We start from the raw sequence: 16,924 nt of genomic DNA, 5'->3' as shown, positions 1-16,924 counted from the left end.
ATTAACCTATGCCGGTTTTCAAGACCGGTGCTTTCAACCACTCAGCCATCTCTCCGCAGCGGGGCGAATATTAGGGGATTCGAATTCACTTGTGAAGCTTTTTTTTTAATATTTTGTTCAACCGCGCAATAATCAGCCAAAAAGTACAATATCCAAACAACTCTCACCCCATTAATTATTTTGTTTAATTTTTTGAACTAAATGGGAGCAATATGCGTTCTAATAAAGGTAATAGAATTGCTAGCCATGTTGTTAATTGATATGCTGTTTGGCAGTTCTGAAACCTAACAGGAATGCGTTTCAATTTAAGGAGTTATTTATGAGCTTTAACCATACGTACTCGTCGCCAAAGTCGGCGCAATCAGTACTTGAAACAAACAAAGTATTACGCAACACCTATATGTTACTTGGTATGACTTTACTATTTAGTGCAGTTACAGCAGGTATTTCTATGGCGATGCAATTACCTTATATGATGGGTTTGGTATTTAGCATTGGTGGACTAATCACCCTATTCGTTGTTAACAAGAAAGCAGACAGCGCATCAGGCTTACCTTGGGTATTTGTGTTTACTGGTTTAATGGGCGCAGCACTTGGCCCAATGCTTAACCACTACGCAGCAATGCCTAATGGCCCGATGCTGATCACGCAAGCACTGGGTTCTACTGCATTGGTGTTTTTTGGCTTATCTGCTTACGCAATGACAACTAAAAAAGATTTTTCTTTCTTAGGTGGCTTCCTGTTTATCGGGTTGCTAGTAGTTATCGTAGCAAGCCTTGTCAACCTATTTATCGGTAGCAGCATTGCCTTCATGGCGATTAATGCCGCTGTTGTATTTATTATGTCTGGATTAATTTTATTTGATACTAGCCGTATTATTAATGGCGGTGAAACGAATTACATTCGTGCAACGGTGAGCTTATACTTAAATGTATACAACCTTTTCACATCTATCTTGCATCTTCTAGGTGCAAATAATGACTAAACTGTAAAAGTTTAATAAAATAAGCCCCGTTTATCGGGGCTTTTTTTTGGATTGATTTTGGCATCTATCATTATTAGTTATCATGCAAACGTCACCTCACATGATAGTTTGCAACATCTTACTCGCTTTATTAATAGTGCAATAACACTTGGGCATACAATTAAAGGCGTATTTCTTTATCAAGATGCTGTTTTTCACGCAAGCGAACATTTTTTACTACCGAGTGATGAGTTACAAATTATAGATGTTTGGCATTCGATTGCTAAGTTAGGCATCAAACTTACCCTATGTGTTACAGCAGCTGAAAAACGTGGTTTAGCGATTTCAAATAAACACCCTTTTGAAGTTGCCGGTCTTGCTGAATTTGCAATGGATGTTGCTCAAACAGATAAATGGGTACAAATTAAATGAAGTCATTTTTAGTTATTTGTAATGAGTCGCCTTTTGTCGATGCCAGATTAAAAGAAAGCCTTGATATGGCACTTATTTTTGCAGCCATTGATCAAGAAGTTAGTTTGCTTCTGCAAGGCAATGCCCTATTCGCTTTACTTGCTGGGCAATCCATTGACGATTTAAATATTAAGAATTACCTTAAAGCTTTTGGCACATTAGCACTTTATGACATTGATCACATTTATGTATGCGCACAATCACTAAAGGAACTTGGCATTGATGAATCACAATTTGCTTTTGATGTCGTTGTATTAGATGAAAAAGCTAAGCGCACCCTAATTTCAAAACAACATCAAGTGGTGACCCTGTGATCCTTCATGTATTTAACAAACCTTTATCAGAGTATGTTCAACAACTGCTGATCATCGCTGATAATGATAGCATTTTGCTTATATCAGATGCGTGTTACAGTGCGTCGCATTTTACATCTCAATATAATAATTGTGATGTTTATGCCCTTGAAACTGACATTAAAGCGCGAGGCATTAAACATCCAACAGTAAAACTTATTTCTGACGAACAATGGGTAACACTTGTTGTTCAAAGTGAACAACACATAACTTGGTAAAAACAATGAGTTATTTAATTGATGGTAAAACCGTCGAAACCGATAAAGAAGGTTATTTAAAAGTCCAAGCAGATTGGAGTGAACAACTCGCAGAACAAATTGCACAACATGAAAATATTGTACTCAGCGAAAACCACTGGGAAGTTGTCAACTTTGTGCGAAACTTCTATTTAGAATTTAACACCAGTCCTGCGATACGCATGCTAGTTAAAGCAATGGCAAAACAACTCGGCGAAGACAAAGGAAACAGTAAATACCTGTATAAGTTATTTCCAAAAGGTCCTGCCAAACAAGCAACAAAAATTGCTGGTTTACCTAAACCTGCCCGTTGTATATAACCAAAATTTAGATACAAAAAAAGCCAGCATGTTGCTGGCTTTCTTATTCGTACTTAAATTATACGATATCTAGTAACTCAACATCAAAAATAAGTGTTGAGAAAGGTGCGATTGATGCACCTGCACCACGCTCACCGTATGCAAGGTCGTGTGGTACATATAAACGCCATTTTGAACCAACAGGCATCATTTGTAATGCTTCAGTCCAACCTTTGATAACTCCGCCAACTGGGAACTCAGCTGGTTGACCACGGTCGTAGCTGCTATCAAAAACGTCACCGTTGATTAGCGTACCGTGGTAATGAGTACGTACTGTTGACTCAGCTGTTGGCTTGTCACCTTCACCTGTTGTTAGTACTTCATACTGCAGACCTGAAGCAGTAACAGTTACTTCAGCACGCTTAGCGTTTTCAGCAAGGAAAGATTCGCCTTCAGCTGCAAGTACTTTTGCTTCTTCTTCACGACGCTTTGTGATTTCAGCATTAATTTCTTCAAATGCTGCTTGAATAGCTGGGATCTCAACTTGGAAGTCAGCACCAGTGTAAGCATCTTTCATGCCTTCAAATACTGAGTTTAAGTTTAAACCTTCAAATGGGTTTGACTTAAGTTGCTCACCCATTTGTAGACCGATACCGTAGCTTGCTTTTTCAGCATTTGAATTAAATTTATCTGACATAATCTCTATACTTTATTTAAGTTATAAAAATGCCAGTCTAACATAGATAACACTCACTTGTTACCGTAATTACTGACTTTTGCCCTGCATTGTCTCAAGCTTACTTTGTGCAAGTAGCGCCATAATTGAAATAACGGCATTTGCTAATAGTAATGACCATACTGCGGACAACTCATAAGAAAATAACGTTGGCAATAATGCCGAAGCACAGCCAATCATAATAGAAAAATTCAAACGCTGATTAACTTTGAAATATTTACGTGTCGTTTGCGCAACCAGTAAATTAAAAATGAAAAGACCAAGGTAGCTCTGCCAAATAAGAACCAATGAATCAACCTTTACAGTGAAGTAGTCAGTAAGCAGTAAAATGCCTTGTTGAAGCACCAAACTATAAACAGCGGCAAAAAGAAAAATAAAAAGTGCTGTCTTCGCTTTATTATTCATAATCAAACTCCAAAACGAAAAAAACCGCCATAAAGGCGGTTTTGGGAATGAGGTGGCGGAGAGATAGGGATTTGAACCCTAGATAGGCTATTAACCTATGCCGGTTTTCAAGACCGGTGCTTTCAACCACTCAGCCATCTCTCCGTTGTTGGGGCGCATAATAATGAGTTCGCATCACGTTGTAAAGTAAAATATTACTATTTAATAGTATTCTTTCGGCTGACGTGCAATTAACGAACAAATTAAGCTAAAAATAACCGTTATCGCCGTTAAAACAGCTATTTTTAAAACTAAGTCTGCATTTTTTAATAAGCTAACAGCTTCAAAATTAAAAAATAATACTGGTGTCACTGAAATTGAAAACACTACCAGTGAGATTTTCATCGCCCGCCAAAACGAAAAGCGTTTTAAATAGGCCATGTACCAGGTTAAAAGCGAAAATACGCCCAGTTTAATAAAGACAATATGGCTAATATCACGCGACTGCGATGCAGTAATATAAACCGCTATCGCAGAAACAATTCCCCAAATAAGCCAAATTGACCAACTTTCTTTTTCGCGCAAAAACAAGTTATTCATAACTGCGCCTTTTTATTATTTTATAGTTTAAATTGGTTGTTAATACACCACCTTAACAAAAAATAGACAAATTTGAAATAGCCTATTTTGGCTTTAAGTCAAGAAATAAAAGCAAACTAACGCAACAATTGTGGCAACAAGTATATTAAGCGCCATACCTTGTTTCGCCATATCTTGTATTGATACTTCGCCACTGGCAAATACTATCGAATTTGGTGCAGTTGCCACTGGCAAACAAAACGCGCATGAGCAACTTATCACCACAGGGATCATTAATAATTCAATCGGTAGATTAAGTGCTATTGCTGCGCTAGCTATAATAGGCATCATTAGCGTTGCCGTTGCTGTATTTGATGTAATCTCAGTTAAGAAAGACACACCAATGGCAAGAGCAAGTAAACTGACTAACACCGGTAATGAACCTAGCGCTACAAAAAACTGCCCTAGTAATTCACTTAAACCACTTGATACAAAGGCCTTTGCAATACAAATACCGCCAGCAAAAAGTAACAACATGCCCCACGGAATATCTTTTGCATCCTGCCACTCAAGCAAACGACCACCTTTGCCATTAGGTGTTATTGCCATTGCTATTACACCTAATAATGCAATGGATGAATCCCCTACTGTTTTGATATCAAGTAAACCAGACCATCCACCAAAGGGTTCTTTTCTGAAAACCCAAAGTAACGCAACAATGGCAAAAATAAACAACACACGCTTTTCAGCACTTTGCCATTCATCGCATTTAGGTAAATGGATAGCAGCCGACAGTTTGATGCCTCTTGCTAACCACAGCGCCATTAACGGGATTGCTATTACAATAATTGGAAGCGTTACTTTCATCCAGCGAATAAAACCGTACTCTTCCCCTGCAAACTCTTCATAGACAGAGGCAAAAATCACATTTGGCGGCGTACCAATTAATGTACCCACACCACCAAGAGAGGCGGAATAAGCAAGGCCAAGTAATAACGCAATTTTAAAGCGGCTGTTATCAGTTGACGCACAAATCGCTAGCACAACTGGTAATAATGCAACAACCGTAGCCGTATTCGAAATCCACATCGATAAAATACTACTGGTTGCCATAATGGCGAATATAATTCGCAGCGCGCTATCGCCTCCAATGACCTTTAAAATTGTAAAGGCAATGCGTCTATGTACCCCTGATTTTTCAATACCAACGGCGAGCATAAACGCCCCCATCAAAAGCAAAATCACATGTGAACCGAGCGATGCGGCCGCCTGCTGATGTGTTAACACCCCAACAAAAGGGAAAATCCCAATAGGGATAAGTGAGGTAAGCGGAATAGGTAATGCTTCTGTAATCCAAAAGTAGGCCGTAACAAGCGTAAGTGCAACAGTTAAAGCAATTACTTGTGGCTGTTGCCAAAAATAAACACATGCAAGGTAAGCTATTACACTTGAAAACAAACCAATTAGGATATTTTTATTATTATTCGTCATATTAATTAGCTATTTATTATTTTCTGACAATTAAGCCATCTTTGATCGCGCATAACATCATCCCAGCTTGGGTAATTTTTTTGGTGAAAAACAGCCATGCGTGCACCATGATGCTGATACTTTTCAATTGGCAAACTATCCATCACTTGATACAGGCCCGGCTTTTCATTGCAAAGCAACACTGCATCGCAGCCAGCATTTAAGGCTTTAGCTACACGAGTAGGATAATCCCCTACTTGGACAGCCCCTTGCATCCCCATATCATCAGATATAACGGGCCCGTTAAAACCTAATTGTTTTCTGAGCACCGTTTTAAGCCAAAAATCAGAAAAACACGCTGGGTTTTTATCAACTTCTGAATAAATGACATGTGCAGGCATTACCGCATCTGCCAATGATTCTGCAACTAAACGTTTAAATGGTACTAAATCATACTCATTAATATCAGCAAAACTGCGGTCATCCACCGGCATTGCAATGTGTGAGTCAGGACCTACTGAGCCATGTCCCGGAAAATGTTTAATTACCGATTTCATACCAGCACTGTGTAAGCCTTTTATGAGGGCTTTTGCACCAGTAACCACCTTTTCTGGTTCTGATGAGAAGGCTCTATTACCAATCACTTGTGAAATGCCATTTACATCAACACACGGTGCATATGAAAAATCAACTTTGCACGCTAATAGCTCCGCCGCTAAAGTCCAACCAATGTCATGTAACTTTTCACTGGCATTTTCGAGTTGAAACGCATCAGACATACTAGGGAGTTGACTAAACTCATCGCGAAAGCGTTGTACTCTGCCACCTTCATGATCAACAGACACCAACAGCTTCGAATTAATCGCTTTTATACTATTAGTCAGCGCCAGAAGCTGCTTTGGGTCTTCGTAATTACGTGAAAATAAAATAACACCATTGATAAGGGGATGCTTTAATACTTCACACTCTTCTTGGCTTAGAAATTTATCATCAATTCCAGTTGTGATCGGACCTAACATTATTCACCTACAAACATGTAAAAAAGTCAGAAGCATCAATATTGCGCGATTTCTTTATATCGTTTACTTTGCTACCAAGATATAAAAAACCAACAAGCTCATCATCGGTTGAAAGATTAAGTGCTTTTTTCACATATTCATCTTGCGCATAGCTTCCGGTTCGCCATACTCCAGCCAACCCTTGTGCAAATGCGGCTTGTTGCATCGCCATCACAGCACAACCAGCAGATTGCACTTGTTCAATGCGCGGTACTTTTACATGTGGCTTGTATTTCGCAATACAAATAATGATTAAAGGTGCACGAAGCGGTAACTCTTTGGCACGTTCTAGCGTTTTTTCATCGGCATTATTGTTAAGCGCTGCTTGGTAATAAATTTCACCTAATTTTTCACGGGCATCCCCTTCAACAAGAATAAATTGCCATGGTTTGAGTGCGGCATGATCAGGTACACGTAACGCGGCTTGTTTGATAATTTCGAGTTGTTCAGGTGTTGGCCCAGGTGTAGTAAGTTTGCTGTCTGATTGACGTTCTAATAAGAGTTCTAATGCGTTCATTAAGCTGACATGTTAGTTTTTTGCCAAGCTTAACAAACTACAGTGAAAAGAAAAGAGCTTAACGCTCTTCTCAATTAGGAGTTTTAATTAAAATAAGAACTGGCCCTAAATGGCCAAGTTATTTAACGTGATTTTGTGTGAAAAACCTTTGTGAAAGCCAATAATCTAAACTGAAAAACCTGCCGCCACCTGTAAAAAACAAACTAAGCAACATTGCAAAGTATATAAATCCAAATTCAATGCCATTATTTAAAATTACCGGTTTACCAGTTTCATAGAGATATTCCGTGTAGCCATTCTCTTCTAGAATTTCACGCATTTTATTTAAACGCTCGGATGCTTGCTTAGAGTTTTCTAAACTAGCTTTTGCACCAGGTACATTTAACCAATCAAGTACTTTTGCGGCACTAGTTTCACTATTTGTTGGTGTAACAGAAAACCAGCCATTTTCTAAATGTACCGTTGTTATTGCTACAAACATGGTAAACGCTAATGGGATAGAAACAATACGGGTAAAAAGACCAAGAAATAGTAACCATCCACCTAGAAATTCAGTCCAGGCTGCTAAAAATGCAAGTAATGATGGAAATGGTAAACCTAGCCCCCATTCTGCATTGCCAAACCAAGAAACAATACTTGGTAATGCTGAAATAGCTTGTAGGAATGTTTCTGGGTTTTCGCTTAAGCCAAGTTTACTATAACCAGCAATAATCATTATTGGCGCAAGTATTAAGCGAAATAATAATGGTGGTAAACCAGATAGATTTTGGCTTTTAGAAAGGAATGTTTGATAAAAATTAAGCAGCGTCATACCGACCTCTAAGTTTTAGTAATACATTAAAGACCGGTAAAACACTGTTAATTATTCACTATATTTTGCGTGCTACCTGTAATGCTTCAAAAATGGCACGTTTTGCATCAATTGCAGAAGCCAATTTTGCACCACCGATCACCTCAATTTTAGATGCATATTTGTCATTTTCCAGCTCTTCATTAAAGCTATCTGTATTGGAAACCTGACCGATACACGTAATTACAGAGTCACAAGGAATTGTTTGTTTTTCACCATCAATTTCAATTACTAAGCCATCTTTATTTAGCTCAATGTAATTACAGCCGCTGATTTGCTTAACATTTTGCTGTTTAGCAACAGCGCGATGGATCCACCCTGTAGTTTTACCAAGATCACTACCAAATCGGCCTGGGCTACGTTTTAACATGGTGATATTATGTGGGATTTCATGTGGTGTATGTTCAACATTAATTGCCCACTGCTGCTTAAATTCATCAACCGATTTATTTGCTTTTTCAGCTAAAAAACCGATGCCACCGGCACCTAAAATAACAACGTCCTTACCGATTTCAACTTCACCACGAATAACTTCATCATAAGCAAGTAATGTGCGACCATCTTTTAACTCAAATGACGCTTCTCGAGGGCGAACCCCTGTTGCAAAAACAACATTATCATATTGTTCAAACATGCTATTTTCGAATGATGTTTGAAGTTGTACATCCACATTTAACTTAGCGAGTTCTGATTTAAAGTAATCAAGCGTGTAATTAAAGTCTTCTTTACCTGGTACACGCATTGCTAAATTAAACTGACCACCCAACCCTTTAGAGCGCTCAATAAGCGTTACCTTATGGCCTTTTTCAGCTAAATAACAACTTGCTGCCATACCTGCCGGTCCACCACCTACAACCAATACATTTTTAGGGTTAGTTGTAGGCTCTAATGAATAATCCAATTCGAAACCTGCGCGGGGATTAACTAAACAAGTGGCTCGCTTACCTTTAAATACGTTATCTAAGCACCCTTGGTTACAGGCAATACACACGTTAATGTTGTCACTTTTGTTTTCAACGTATTTATTAAAAAAGTCAGGATCAGCAAGTAATGGCCTTGCCATAGATATTAAATCTGCGGAATTATTGTTTAAAATTGAATTGGCAAGTTCTGGTGTATTGATACGGTTTACCGCAACACATGGCACTGACACATGTTGTTTAAGTAATTCGGTTGCCTCAACAAAAGCCCCTTGCGGTACCATGCTTGCAATTGTTGGTACACGCGCTTCATGCCAACCAATACCTGTGTTAAAAATATCAACACCCGCTTGTTCTAACACTTTTGCTTGTTCAATCACTTCTTCTTGAGTCGAACCATCTTCCACTAAATCCATCACCGAGATACGGAAAACAATAATAAACTTATCACTTACTTCACGACGCACAGCTTCGACTATTTCTTTTGCAAGGCGCATGCGATTTTCGTTTGAACCACCGTATTCATCTGTGCGTTTATTTGTGCGAGGCGCCATAAACTCGTTAATTAAATAACCTTCCGAGCCCATTATTTCAACACCATCGTAACCTGCACGCTCTGCAAGCCTTGCTGATTTTGCAAATGATTTTATGGTGCTTTTTATATTGCTAAGGGACATTTCCTTCGGCTTGTAAGGATTGATTGGTGCCTTAATTGCACTTGGCGCCTGATTAAATGGATGATATGCATAGCGCCCTGCATGAAGCAGCTGCAAACAAATCTTGCCGCCGTGCTCATGTACCGCTTTAGTCACAGGGCGATGTTTAAGCACATCTAAAAATGTATTAAATGACGATGAGATTGGGGTTAATTTGCCAACCAAATTTGGGCTAAAGCCTCCGGTAATAATAAGGCCTACACCACCTTTTGCGCGCGCTTCGTAAAATGCTTTTAAGCGCTTAACATTCCACAAACCTTCTTCAAGGCCGGTGTGCATTGAACCCATTACAAGGCGATTTCGCAGTGAATTGTTTTTCAGTTTTAATTCTTGTTCTAACATACTTGCTACTTACTCTACTGGTCATACCTCAAGCACTTTAACTGGTTTAACCAGTTAACTCAAGCTTGTCCAAAGTGATCTCTCAATATACTCACTAACTATAATGTTTTAACTAAACTTTTTTGCTAAACACTTCGTTACGTTTTTCATTTAAGTTTGACTAAAAAGTAAGTTAAGATGGTAATAGATGATAAATCTATAGATAGGATAAGATTTTGGTTAAAAAGGCTATCGTAGGCTTTTGGAATTTTCTTAATTTTTCAAGACGCCTCGTATTAAATATTATATTTTTCTTTATTTTGATTGCACTTTTTGTGTCAATTTTAAGTTCAGAGGATGAAATTATCGTTGAGCAAGATTCTGCTCTAGTGCTTTCAATTGCAGGCAATATCGTTGAAGAAAAAACATATATTGACCCAGTTGAAGCCGCGTTAAACGATTCGATGGGTTCAAGCGATGAACCACCTGAAGTGCTACTTGATGATATTTTAATGACAATTAAGTACGCAGCAAAAGATAAAAAAATTAAGCTGTTGTTACTTGATCTGCAAAAAATGCAAGGCGCACACCTTAACAAACTGAAAGCAATTGCTGCCCAGCTTGATAAGTTTAAAGAAAGTGGCAAAAAAGTGTATGCTTACGGTGATTACTACACTCAGGCACAATACTATATCGCGAGTAAAGCCGATGAAATTTTAATGCACCCATACGGCGCTGTTGATATTTCGGGTTATGCCACCTACCCACTTTATTTCAAAGAAGCTATCGATAAGCTAAATATCTCGCAGCATATTTTCCGTGTAGGTACATTTAAGTCAGCTGTTGAACCGCTAATTCGAAGCAACATGTCAGATGCTGCAAAAGAAGCAAATAAAGCATGGTTAGACGCACTTTGGCAGGAATATAAAACAGACGTTGCAGCACACCGCGGTTTTGAAGTAACTAATTTTGCTGAAGACATGGCAACATACAAAGAAAAGTTTGCCAACGTGAATGGTCATTCAGGTCAGTACGCGCTGCAATATAAATGGGTTGATTCACTTGCAAGCAAAGAAGAATTACGTCAAAAACTCATTGCAGAAGTGGGCAAAAACGAATCAGGTAAGTCATTTAAACAAATTTCGTTTAGCCATTACCTTAAAACGTTAAAACCACCATTCCCTATGGAAAACCCAATTACCGATAAAGTTGCTGTAATTGTAGCAAAAGGCAATATCGTAGATGGTGAGCGTAAAGCAGGTGAAATTGGTGGTGACTCTACTGCTGAACTTCTTCGCCGTGCTCGCTTAAACGACAAGGTAAAAGCGGTAGTACTTCGTATTGATTCAGGCGGCGGCAGTATGTTTGCTTCTGAAATTATTCGTGCCGAAGTTCTTGCACTAAAAGATGCAGGTAAGCCTGTTATTGCTTCTATGAGTTCAGTTGCAGCATCAGGTGGTTACTGGATTGCAGCTAATGCAAACGAAATTTGGGCAGCACCAAGCACCATCACAGGTTCGATTGGCGTATTTGGTACGTTAATGACATTTGAAAATACACTTGCAAAATTAGGTATTTACTCTGACGGTGTAGCAACAACAGATATGGCATCATTTTCTATGTTACGTCCACTTGAACCTCAGCTTGGCGAAGTAATTCAGATGTCAGTTGAAAGTGCTTATGACCGTTTCTTAACAGTTGTTGCAGAAGCGCGTGGCATGAAAAAAGAAGACGTAGATAAAGTTGCACAAGGCCGTGTTTGGATTGGTACTAAAGCTAAAGAGCTTGGTCTAGTTGATGCACTTGGTACTAAACAAGATGCGATTGAACGTGCTGCTGAGCTTGCTAGCCTTTCAATGTACGACGTGATTACCATTGAGCAACAACTTACCGAGCAAGAAATGCTAATGCAAAAAATCTTTGGTGAATCACAAGCCGCTGCATTTATTAGCGCTTATTTTGCCAAAGACGATTACGCACCTGTTAAAAACAGCATTATGCAAACAGCGCAAGGCATTAAACAGCAAGTATCTAGCTTAGAGCAATTTAATGATCCAAATGGTGTTTATGCCAAGTGTTTAGTGTGTACAGTTAGCTACTAAACGCTACTTATACAAACACTTTTCAACTATAATAGCCCAGTGTTTTCACTGGGCTATTTTTATGAAAAGAAAAAAAATTTATATCGCCTACACCGGCGGTACCATCGGGATGAAGAAATCTAGTAAAGGCTATATCCCAGCTGCAGGTTTTCTTACTCAAACAGTAAAATCCAGTGCCGAGTTTAATCGTGAAGAAATGCCACTTTTTGATATTCACGAATATTGCCCGCTTATCGACTCATCAGATATGAGCCCAATGCATTGGCAGTTAATTGCGGATGATATTAAAGAAAAATATGCCGACTATGATGGTTTTGTTGTGTTGCATGGTACTGACACCATGGCCTATACCGCATCTGCCCTCTCCTTTATGCTTGAAAATCTAACCAAGCCAGTGATTGTGACAGGCTCGCAAATTCCTTTGTCACAATTACGCTCAGACGGTCAGGTTAATTTACTTAATGCAATGTACCTTGCTGCCAATTACCCTATCGGTGAAGTAAGTTTGTATTTTAATAATCAACTTTACCGTGGTAACCGTGCTACCAAAATGCATGCTGACGGTTTTGCTGCGTTTGGCTCACCTAATATGTCGCCACTTGCAAAAGTGGGTATAAATATTGAACTAGTTGCCGGTCAATTAAGCCCAAGCTTAAATAATAAACTGGACGTCACTAAAATTACGCCTCAGCAAATTGCCGTATTGCACTTGTATCCTGGTATTTCTGTCGATCTTATTAAAAGCATGATGACAGATTCTTTAAAGGCACTTGTACTATTGAGTTTTGGTGTCGGTAACGCCCCTCAAAACCCTGAAATGCTTGAATTATTTAGTAATGCTACTCAATCAGGATTAGTTATTATCAACCTGACGCAATGTATTCAAGGCAGTGTCAATATGGGGGGTTATGCAACTGGTAATGCGTTACTAAATGCTGGTGTAATTAGTGGTTATGATATGACACTTGAAGCGTGTTTAACGAAGTTACACTATCTGTTAAGCCAGAATTTAGAATCTGAAACAGTACGCCACTTGATGCAAGATAATCTGAAAGGTGAACTGACCCGCTGATCAATCCCTTTAAAAAATAAAAAAAGCGCTATTAAGCGCTTTTTTATTACTTCGATTTGAAATTCAAACAAACCGAATTTATACAATAACGCGTGCCTGTAGGTGGCGGCCCATCGTTAAACACATGGCCTAAATGTGCATCACACTGTTTACAACGAACTTCAATGCGCTCCATGCCATGAGAGCTGTCACGAAGATAACGAATGCTCTCTTTTTCACTGAAGCTAAAAGCAGGCCAGCCACAACCTGACTGAAATTTATCTTCCGATTTAAACAACAACGCATTACAGCAAACACAATAGTAATCACCCGATTCAAAAAAATCGTTATATTCACCCGTAAATGGGTATTCAGTGCCCCCATCAACGCACACATGTTTTTGTGCGTCGTTAAGGTGTGTTTGCCATTTTTTATCCATTATCTAACTTTCGCGTCAATATGCGTTAAATCAGTTAAATGGCATGTTTCACCTTCGTGAGTTTTAATACCATGTTCACCAAAATAATCGCGTTGTGCTTGTACTAAATGACCATTGCTTGGTGTTGTTAGCGTTGCATAATAGGTTTGCGTAGCGGCAAGTACCGGAAACGCTAAACCCGACTTAACAGCATCAGCAGCAATATTTCTAAGTGCTACTACTTCGTCATCAAGACCATCTATAAAACCGTTGCCTTCTGCAATTTGGTCAAGGTAGTCTGCACGAATAATACAGCCAGCGCGCCATGTTTGCAGTGTTTTAGATAAATCTACTTTCCACTGGTGCGAACGCGATGCACCTTTAATTAAAGCTAAGCCTTGGCGGTAGCACAGAAGGCTCGCTAAATGGAACGCTTTACGCAATTCTTCCAGATCAATATCAACTTTCGCTGGCTGTTTTGCCGCATACGTCATTTCTAATGCCGCATGTGTGTCTTGTGTATTTGTTAAATGACGAGCCTGGACAGCTGCCACTAATGAAGGCACGGCAATACCTAACTCCAGTGCGTTTTGCGCAGTCCAAAGTCCAGTGCCTTTTGCACCTACTTTATTATCAATCAAATCAACAATTGCAGTTTCGTCTTCTGACTTTAATTTTAAGATGTGGCTTGAAATTGATAATAAATAGCTATTCAGTTCACCTTCTGACCAAGTATCAAAAAGCGCGGCTATTTCGTCGTTAGTTTTACCACAACCTAAACGAAGTAAATGGTAAATTTCAGCAATTAATTGCATTAACGCATATTCGATGCCGTTATGTACCATTTTAACAAAATGGCCTGATGCTGATTGACCTACACGCGCAAAGCATGATTCGCCATTATGGCTAGCAGCTACTTTTTCAAAGAAAGGAATAATACGTTCCCAACCACCTTCAGAGCCTGACGCCATCATTGCCGGGCCATGGCGTGCACCTTCCGCACCACCAGAAATGCCCATAGTGGCAAATTCGAACTTGTTTTGATACTTAAGTTTACGCGCGATGCCGTCTTTATAATTACTGTTACCGCAATCAACGATAATATCGTTAATTTCAACGCCCGCTTCAATAAGCTCTGAACATACACGGTCTACTAATTCACCCGCTGGTACTAAAAGCAAAATAGAACGTGGTGTTTCAAGGCGACGAACCATATCGGCTAAGTCGCTAACAATATGCAGTCGTTCAGCAAACCCTTCTTTTTTTGCAAGGCTAAGTAAATCTTCGCCTGCGTCTGGGTTTTTGTCATAGGCTACTAGGTTTAAACCTTTCTCAATCAAGTTTAAGGCAAGGTTCTTACCCATAACGCCTAAGCCAACTAATGCGACTTGCATATAAATTCTCCTAACTGTTAGGTGTGAAATCATTGCTAATATCAACTAAAGCAGTGCATTGTTTACACTGAAAGTTGAAATTAGTTAAGCGGTAATGGCGCGCATTATATGGCTTTTCGACCAGCATGCAATTTTATTATTAAAAAAATTATAGATTATAATTTCTTTGCGAGGCCTTAATTTTACTCGTTTTGTTTAATTCTATACCGAATATCAATCTCCTAACGGCCGATTCCAGCGGACTTATGTCCTTTTTAGAGGCTGTTAAGATAATTTAAATGGCGTATAATAAAATTTACATAAATATTATTCATACTAATTCTAGTGTGCGACATGTTGACGCCAACATGACACCGGTGTCATAATCTACTAACCACACAAAAAGCAAGTATATTAAGCTAGCCTCACTAGCTTACTAATGTGAAACGCAAAGAATATTTAAAATAGCTAATGGGAGCTACTAAATGCCAAGACGTACCAAAATCGTTGCCACACTCGGTCCTGCTACAGATAGAGATGACAATTTAGAAAAAATAATTAAAGCAGGTGCGAATGTTGTTCGCCTAAACTTCTCTCATGGCGTAGCACAAGATCACAAAGATCGTGCGGCAAAAGTACGTGAAATCGCAAAGAAATTAGATACACACATTGCCATTCTTGCTGACCTTCAAGGTCCAAAAATCCGTGTATCAACCTTTAAAGAAGGTAAAGTTGAGCTTGCAGTTGGTGCTAAATTTATCCTTGATGCCGAAATGGAAAAAGGTGAAGGTGACATCAATGGTGTAGGTATCGACTATAAAGAACTTCCACAAGATGTATCATCTGGTGACTTATTACTTTTAAATGACGGTCTTATTCAATTAACCGTTGATGAAGTTGTTGGTAATAAAGTACATACAACAGTAACTGTTGGTGGCGTACTTTCAAACAATAAAGGCATTAACCGTTTAGGTGGTGGCTTAACAGCGCCTGCGTTTACTGACAAAGACAAAGAAGACCTTATCACAGCAACAGAAATCGAAGTAGATTACATTGCTGTATCATTCCCTCGCTCTGGTGATGATATGCGTTACGTACGTTCACTTGCTGAAGCTGCTGGCTCAAAAGCTCAGTTACTGGCAAAAATTGAACGTGCTGAAGCAGTTGAATCAGAAGAAGCGATTGATGATATCGTACTTGCATCAGATGCTGTGATGGTTGCACGTGGTGACTTAGGTGTTGAAATCGGTGATGCTGCACTTGTTGGTAAACAAAAAGCAATTATCAGCCGTGCTCGTACGCTTAACCGTACCGTTATCACTGCAACACAAATGATGGAATCGATGATTGATAACCCAATGCCAACACGTGCTGAGGTTATGGACGTTGCAAATGCCGTACTTGATGGTACAGATGCTGTAATGCTTTCAGCTGAAACAGCAGCTGGTGACTACCCTGCTATCACGGTAGAAACGATGGCTCGTGTATGTTTAGGTGCAGAGTCACAACCTCAAACTGCAATTTCTAAGCATCGTCTAGATTCAATGTTTGAAAATACATCTGAAACAATCGCGCTTTCTGCTATGTATGCTGCAAACCATTTAGATTCAGTTAAAGCACTTGTTGCACTTACAGAATCAGGTAGCACAGCTAAATTAATGTCGCGTATCAGCTCAGGTTTACCAATTTATTCATTATCTCGTCACCAACGTACTCTTGGTCAAACTGCGCTTTACCGCGGTGTTTACCCTGTGTATTTTGATTCAACTGATTACGATTCAGGTTCACTCGTTAAGCAAGCTTTAGCAACATTAGTTAATAAAGGTTACTTAAAATCTGGCGACAAAGTTATTCTAACGCACGGTGATGCGATGGAAACAGTAGGCGCAACAAACACACTTAAACTAGTTACTGTAGATTAATACGTAATTGATATAAAAAAACCAGTTCATTTGAACTGGTTTTTTTGTTTTAAAATCTTGTAATTGTTTAACCTGAACTCGGGTTAAGAAGTTAACTAAGCAATTGAAATACATGAGCTGTGTCGCTTCAAACCGTCTAGCTTGTTAGTTTTTCTTAGTACAAGGCAAATTTGTGCGTCAATAG

Annotated in this window: 18 protein-coding genes and 1 tRNA gene; 8 read left to right on the top strand and 11 right to left on the bottom strand. The window is 39.1% G+C overall.

Features of this window, described 5'->3' with window-relative positions; translation table 11 throughout:
• The first annotated feature begins 319 nt into the window (after positions 1-319).
• From ON073_RS17790 to ON073_RS17770, 5 genes are read left to right on the top strand one after another with little or no spacing between them, the layout of a single operon-like run.
• Positions 320-985, top strand: a complete 666-nt coding sequence (locus ON073_RS17790; RefSeq protein WP_274763226.1) for a Bax inhibitor-1/YccA family protein — start codon at positions 320-322, stop codon at positions 983-985.
• Between the two features lie 57 nt (positions 986-1,042).
• Positions 1,043-1,396, top strand: coding sequence for a DsrE family protein (locus ON073_RS17785; RefSeq protein ID WP_274763225.1), 354 nt, complete (start codon positions 1,043-1,045; stop codon positions 1,394-1,396).
• The gene (tusC, locus tag ON073_RS17780; protein WP_274763224.1) at positions 1,393-1,749 is read left to right on the top strand and encodes a sulfurtransferase complex subunit TusC; all 357 of its coding nucleotides are present in this window, start codon (positions 1,393-1,395) and stop codon (positions 1,747-1,749) included. The genes ON073_RS17785 and tusC overlap by 4 nt, the downstream gene beginning before the upstream one ends.
• On the top strand, positions 1,746-2,006 hold the full coding sequence (tusB, locus tag ON073_RS17775) for a sulfurtransferase complex subunit TusB (protein ID WP_274763223.1): 261 nt from the start codon (positions 1,746-1,748) through the stop codon (positions 2,004-2,006). Before tusC ends, tusB begins: the two co-directional genes overlap by 4 nt.
• 5 nt (positions 2,007-2,011) lie before the next feature.
• Positions 2,012-2,344 (top strand): TusE/DsrC/DsvC family sulfur relay protein, encoded by a 333-nt coding sequence (locus ON073_RS17770; protein WP_274763222.1) that lies wholly within the window; start codon positions 2,012-2,014, stop codon positions 2,342-2,344.
• Positions 2,345-2,402: 58 nt separating this feature from the next.
• Here ON073_RS17770 and ON073_RS17765 read toward each other — a convergent pair whose 3' ends face one another.
• The 9 genes from ON073_RS17765 to ON073_RS17725 form a co-directional block, all read right to left on the bottom strand.
• Positions 2,403-3,020: an FKBP-type peptidyl-prolyl cis-trans isomerase gene (locus ON073_RS17765; protein ID WP_274763221.1), complete on the bottom strand. Its 618-nt coding sequence runs from the start codon at positions 3,018-3,020 to the stop codon at positions 2,403-2,405.
• A gap of 69 nt (positions 3,021-3,089) precedes the next feature.
• Entirely contained in the window at positions 3,090-3,464 is a 375-nt protein-coding gene (locus ON073_RS17760) for a hypothetical protein (protein WP_274763219.1), read from the bottom strand.
• A gap of 53 nt (positions 3,465-3,517) precedes the next feature.
• Positions 3,518-3,608 (bottom strand) — tRNA-Ser (locus ON073_RS17755).
• Positions 3,609-3,665: 57 nt separating this feature from the next.
• Positions 3,666-4,043, bottom strand: coding sequence for a hypothetical protein (locus ON073_RS17750; RefSeq protein ID WP_274763218.1), 378 nt, complete (start codon positions 4,041-4,043; stop codon positions 3,666-3,668).
• Positions 4,044-4,136: 93 nt separating this feature from the next.
• Positions 4,137-5,513, bottom strand: coding sequence for an SLC13 family permease (locus tag ON073_RS17745; protein WP_274763217.1), 1,377 nt, complete (start codon positions 5,511-5,513; stop codon positions 4,137-4,139).
• A 5-nt stretch (positions 5,514-5,518) separates the two neighbouring features.
• The gene (gene nagZ / locus ON073_RS17740; RefSeq protein WP_274763215.1) at positions 5,519-6,511 is read right to left on the bottom strand and encodes a beta-N-acetylhexosaminidase; all 993 of its coding nucleotides are present in this window, start codon (positions 6,509-6,511) and stop codon (positions 5,519-5,521) included.
• A 7-nt stretch (positions 6,512-6,518) separates the two neighbouring features.
• On the bottom strand, positions 6,519-7,067 hold the full coding sequence (locus ON073_RS17735; protein ID WP_274763214.1) for an NAD(P)H nitroreductase: 549 nt from the start codon (positions 7,065-7,067) through the stop codon (positions 6,519-6,521).
• Positions 7,068-7,185: 118 nt separating this feature from the next.
• On the bottom strand, positions 7,186-7,878 hold the full coding sequence (locus ON073_RS17730) for an HvfX family Cu-binding RiPP maturation protein (protein ID WP_274763213.1): 693 nt from the start codon (positions 7,876-7,878) through the stop codon (positions 7,186-7,188).
• Between the two features lie 58 nt (positions 7,879-7,936).
• Entirely contained in the window at positions 7,937-9,895 is a 1,959-nt protein-coding gene (locus ON073_RS17725; protein WP_274763212.1) for an oxidoreductase, read from the bottom strand.
• Positions 9,896-10,110: 215 nt separating this feature from the next.
• On the opposite strand from ON073_RS17725, the gene sppA reads away from it, so the two are divergent.
• Together sppA and ansA are read left to right on the top strand one after the other, a co-directional pair.
• Entirely contained in the window at positions 10,111-11,976 is a 1,866-nt protein-coding gene (gene sppA, locus ON073_RS17720) for a signal peptide peptidase SppA (RefSeq protein WP_274763211.1), read from the top strand.
• Positions 11,977-12,037: 61 nt separating this feature from the next.
• Positions 12,038-13,048, top strand: coding sequence for an asparaginase (gene ansA, locus ON073_RS17715; protein ID WP_274763210.1), 1,011 nt, complete (start codon positions 12,038-12,040; stop codon positions 13,046-13,048).
• 46 nt (positions 13,049-13,094) lie between these two features.
• On the opposite strand, the gene msrB is transcribed toward ansA, so the two are convergent.
• Together msrB and gndA are read right to left on the bottom strand one after the other, a co-directional pair.
• Positions 13,095-13,466, bottom strand: coding sequence for a peptide-methionine (R)-S-oxide reductase MsrB (msrB, locus tag ON073_RS17710; protein ID WP_274763209.1), 372 nt, complete (start codon positions 13,464-13,466; stop codon positions 13,095-13,097).
• Positions 13,466-14,839, bottom strand: coding sequence for an NADP-dependent phosphogluconate dehydrogenase (gndA, locus tag ON073_RS17705; RefSeq protein ID WP_274763208.1), 1,374 nt, complete (start codon positions 14,837-14,839; stop codon positions 13,466-13,468). Before gndA ends, msrB begins: the two co-directional genes overlap by 1 nt.
• 464 nt (positions 14,840-15,303) lie before the next feature.
• Between gndA and pyk the strand changes: the two genes are divergently transcribed.
• The gene (gene pyk, locus ON073_RS17700; RefSeq protein ID WP_274763207.1) at positions 15,304-16,740 is read left to right on the top strand and encodes a pyruvate kinase; all 1,437 of its coding nucleotides are present in this window, start codon (positions 15,304-15,306) and stop codon (positions 16,738-16,740) included.
• The last annotated feature ends 184 nt before the right edge of the window (positions 16,741-16,924 follow it).

Origin of the sequence: Pseudoalteromonas sp. G4 (assembly GCF_028875915.1) — a bacterium.
Taxonomy (GTDB): Bacteria; Pseudomonadota; Gammaproteobacteria; order Enterobacterales; family Alteromonadaceae; genus Pseudoalteromonas.
Note: the sequence above shows the minus strand (reverse complement) of the source record. Positions and strands in the feature narration are given on the sequence as shown.

Bases quoted from the DNA above. Each gene is read 5' to 3' on its own strand.
- ON073_RS17790 (WP_274763226.1), top strand. From the start codon at position 320: ATGAGCTTTAACCATACGTACTCGTCGCCAAAGTCGGCGCAATCAGTA.
- tusC (WP_274763224.1), top strand. From the start codon at position 1,393: ATGAAGTCATTTTTAGTTATTTGTAATGAGTCGCCTTTTGTCGATGCC.
- ON073_RS17770 (WP_274763222.1), top strand. From the start codon at position 2,012: ATGAGTTATTTAATTGATGGTAAAACCGTCGAAACCGATAAAGAAGGT.
- ON073_RS17765 (WP_274763221.1), bottom strand. From the start codon at position 3,020: ATGTCAGATAAATTTAATTCAAATGCTGAAAAAGCAAGCTACGGTATC.
- ON073_RS17760 (WP_274763219.1), bottom strand. From the start codon at position 3,464: ATGAATAATAAAGCGAAGACAGCACTTTTTATTTTTCTTTTTGCCGCT.
- ON073_RS17750 (WP_274763218.1), bottom strand. From the start codon at position 4,043: ATGAATAACTTGTTTTTGCGCGAAAAAGAAAGTTGGTCAATTTGGCTT.
- ON073_RS17745 (WP_274763217.1), bottom strand. From the start codon at position 5,513: ATGACGAATAATAATAAAAATATCCTAATTGGTTTGTTTTCAAGTGTA.
- nagZ (WP_274763215.1), bottom strand. From the start codon at position 6,511: ATGTTAGGTCCGATCACAACTGGAATTGATGATAAATTTCTAAGCCAA.
- ON073_RS17735 (WP_274763214.1), bottom strand. From the start codon at position 7,067: ATGAACGCATTAGAACTCTTATTAGAACGTCAATCAGACAGCAAACTT.
- ON073_RS17730 (WP_274763213.1), bottom strand. From the start codon at position 7,878: ATGACGCTGCTTAATTTTTATCAAACATTCCTTTCTAAAAGCCAAAAT.
- ON073_RS17725 (WP_274763212.1), bottom strand. From the start codon at position 9,895: ATGTTAGAACAAGAATTAAAACTGAAAAACAATTCACTGCGAAATCGC.
- ansA (WP_274763210.1), top strand. From the start codon at position 12,038: ATGAAAAGAAAAAAAATTTATATCGCCTACACCGGCGGTACCATCGGG.
- msrB (WP_274763209.1), bottom strand. From the start codon at position 13,466: ATGGATAAAAAATGGCAAACACACCTTAACGACGCACAAAAACATGTG.
- gndA (WP_274763208.1), bottom strand. From the start codon at position 14,839: ATGCAAGTCGCATTAGTTGGCTTAGGCGTTATGGGTAAGAACCTTGCC.
- pyk (WP_274763207.1), top strand. From the start codon at position 15,304: ATGCCAAGACGTACCAAAATCGTTGCCACACTCGGTCCTGCTACAGAT.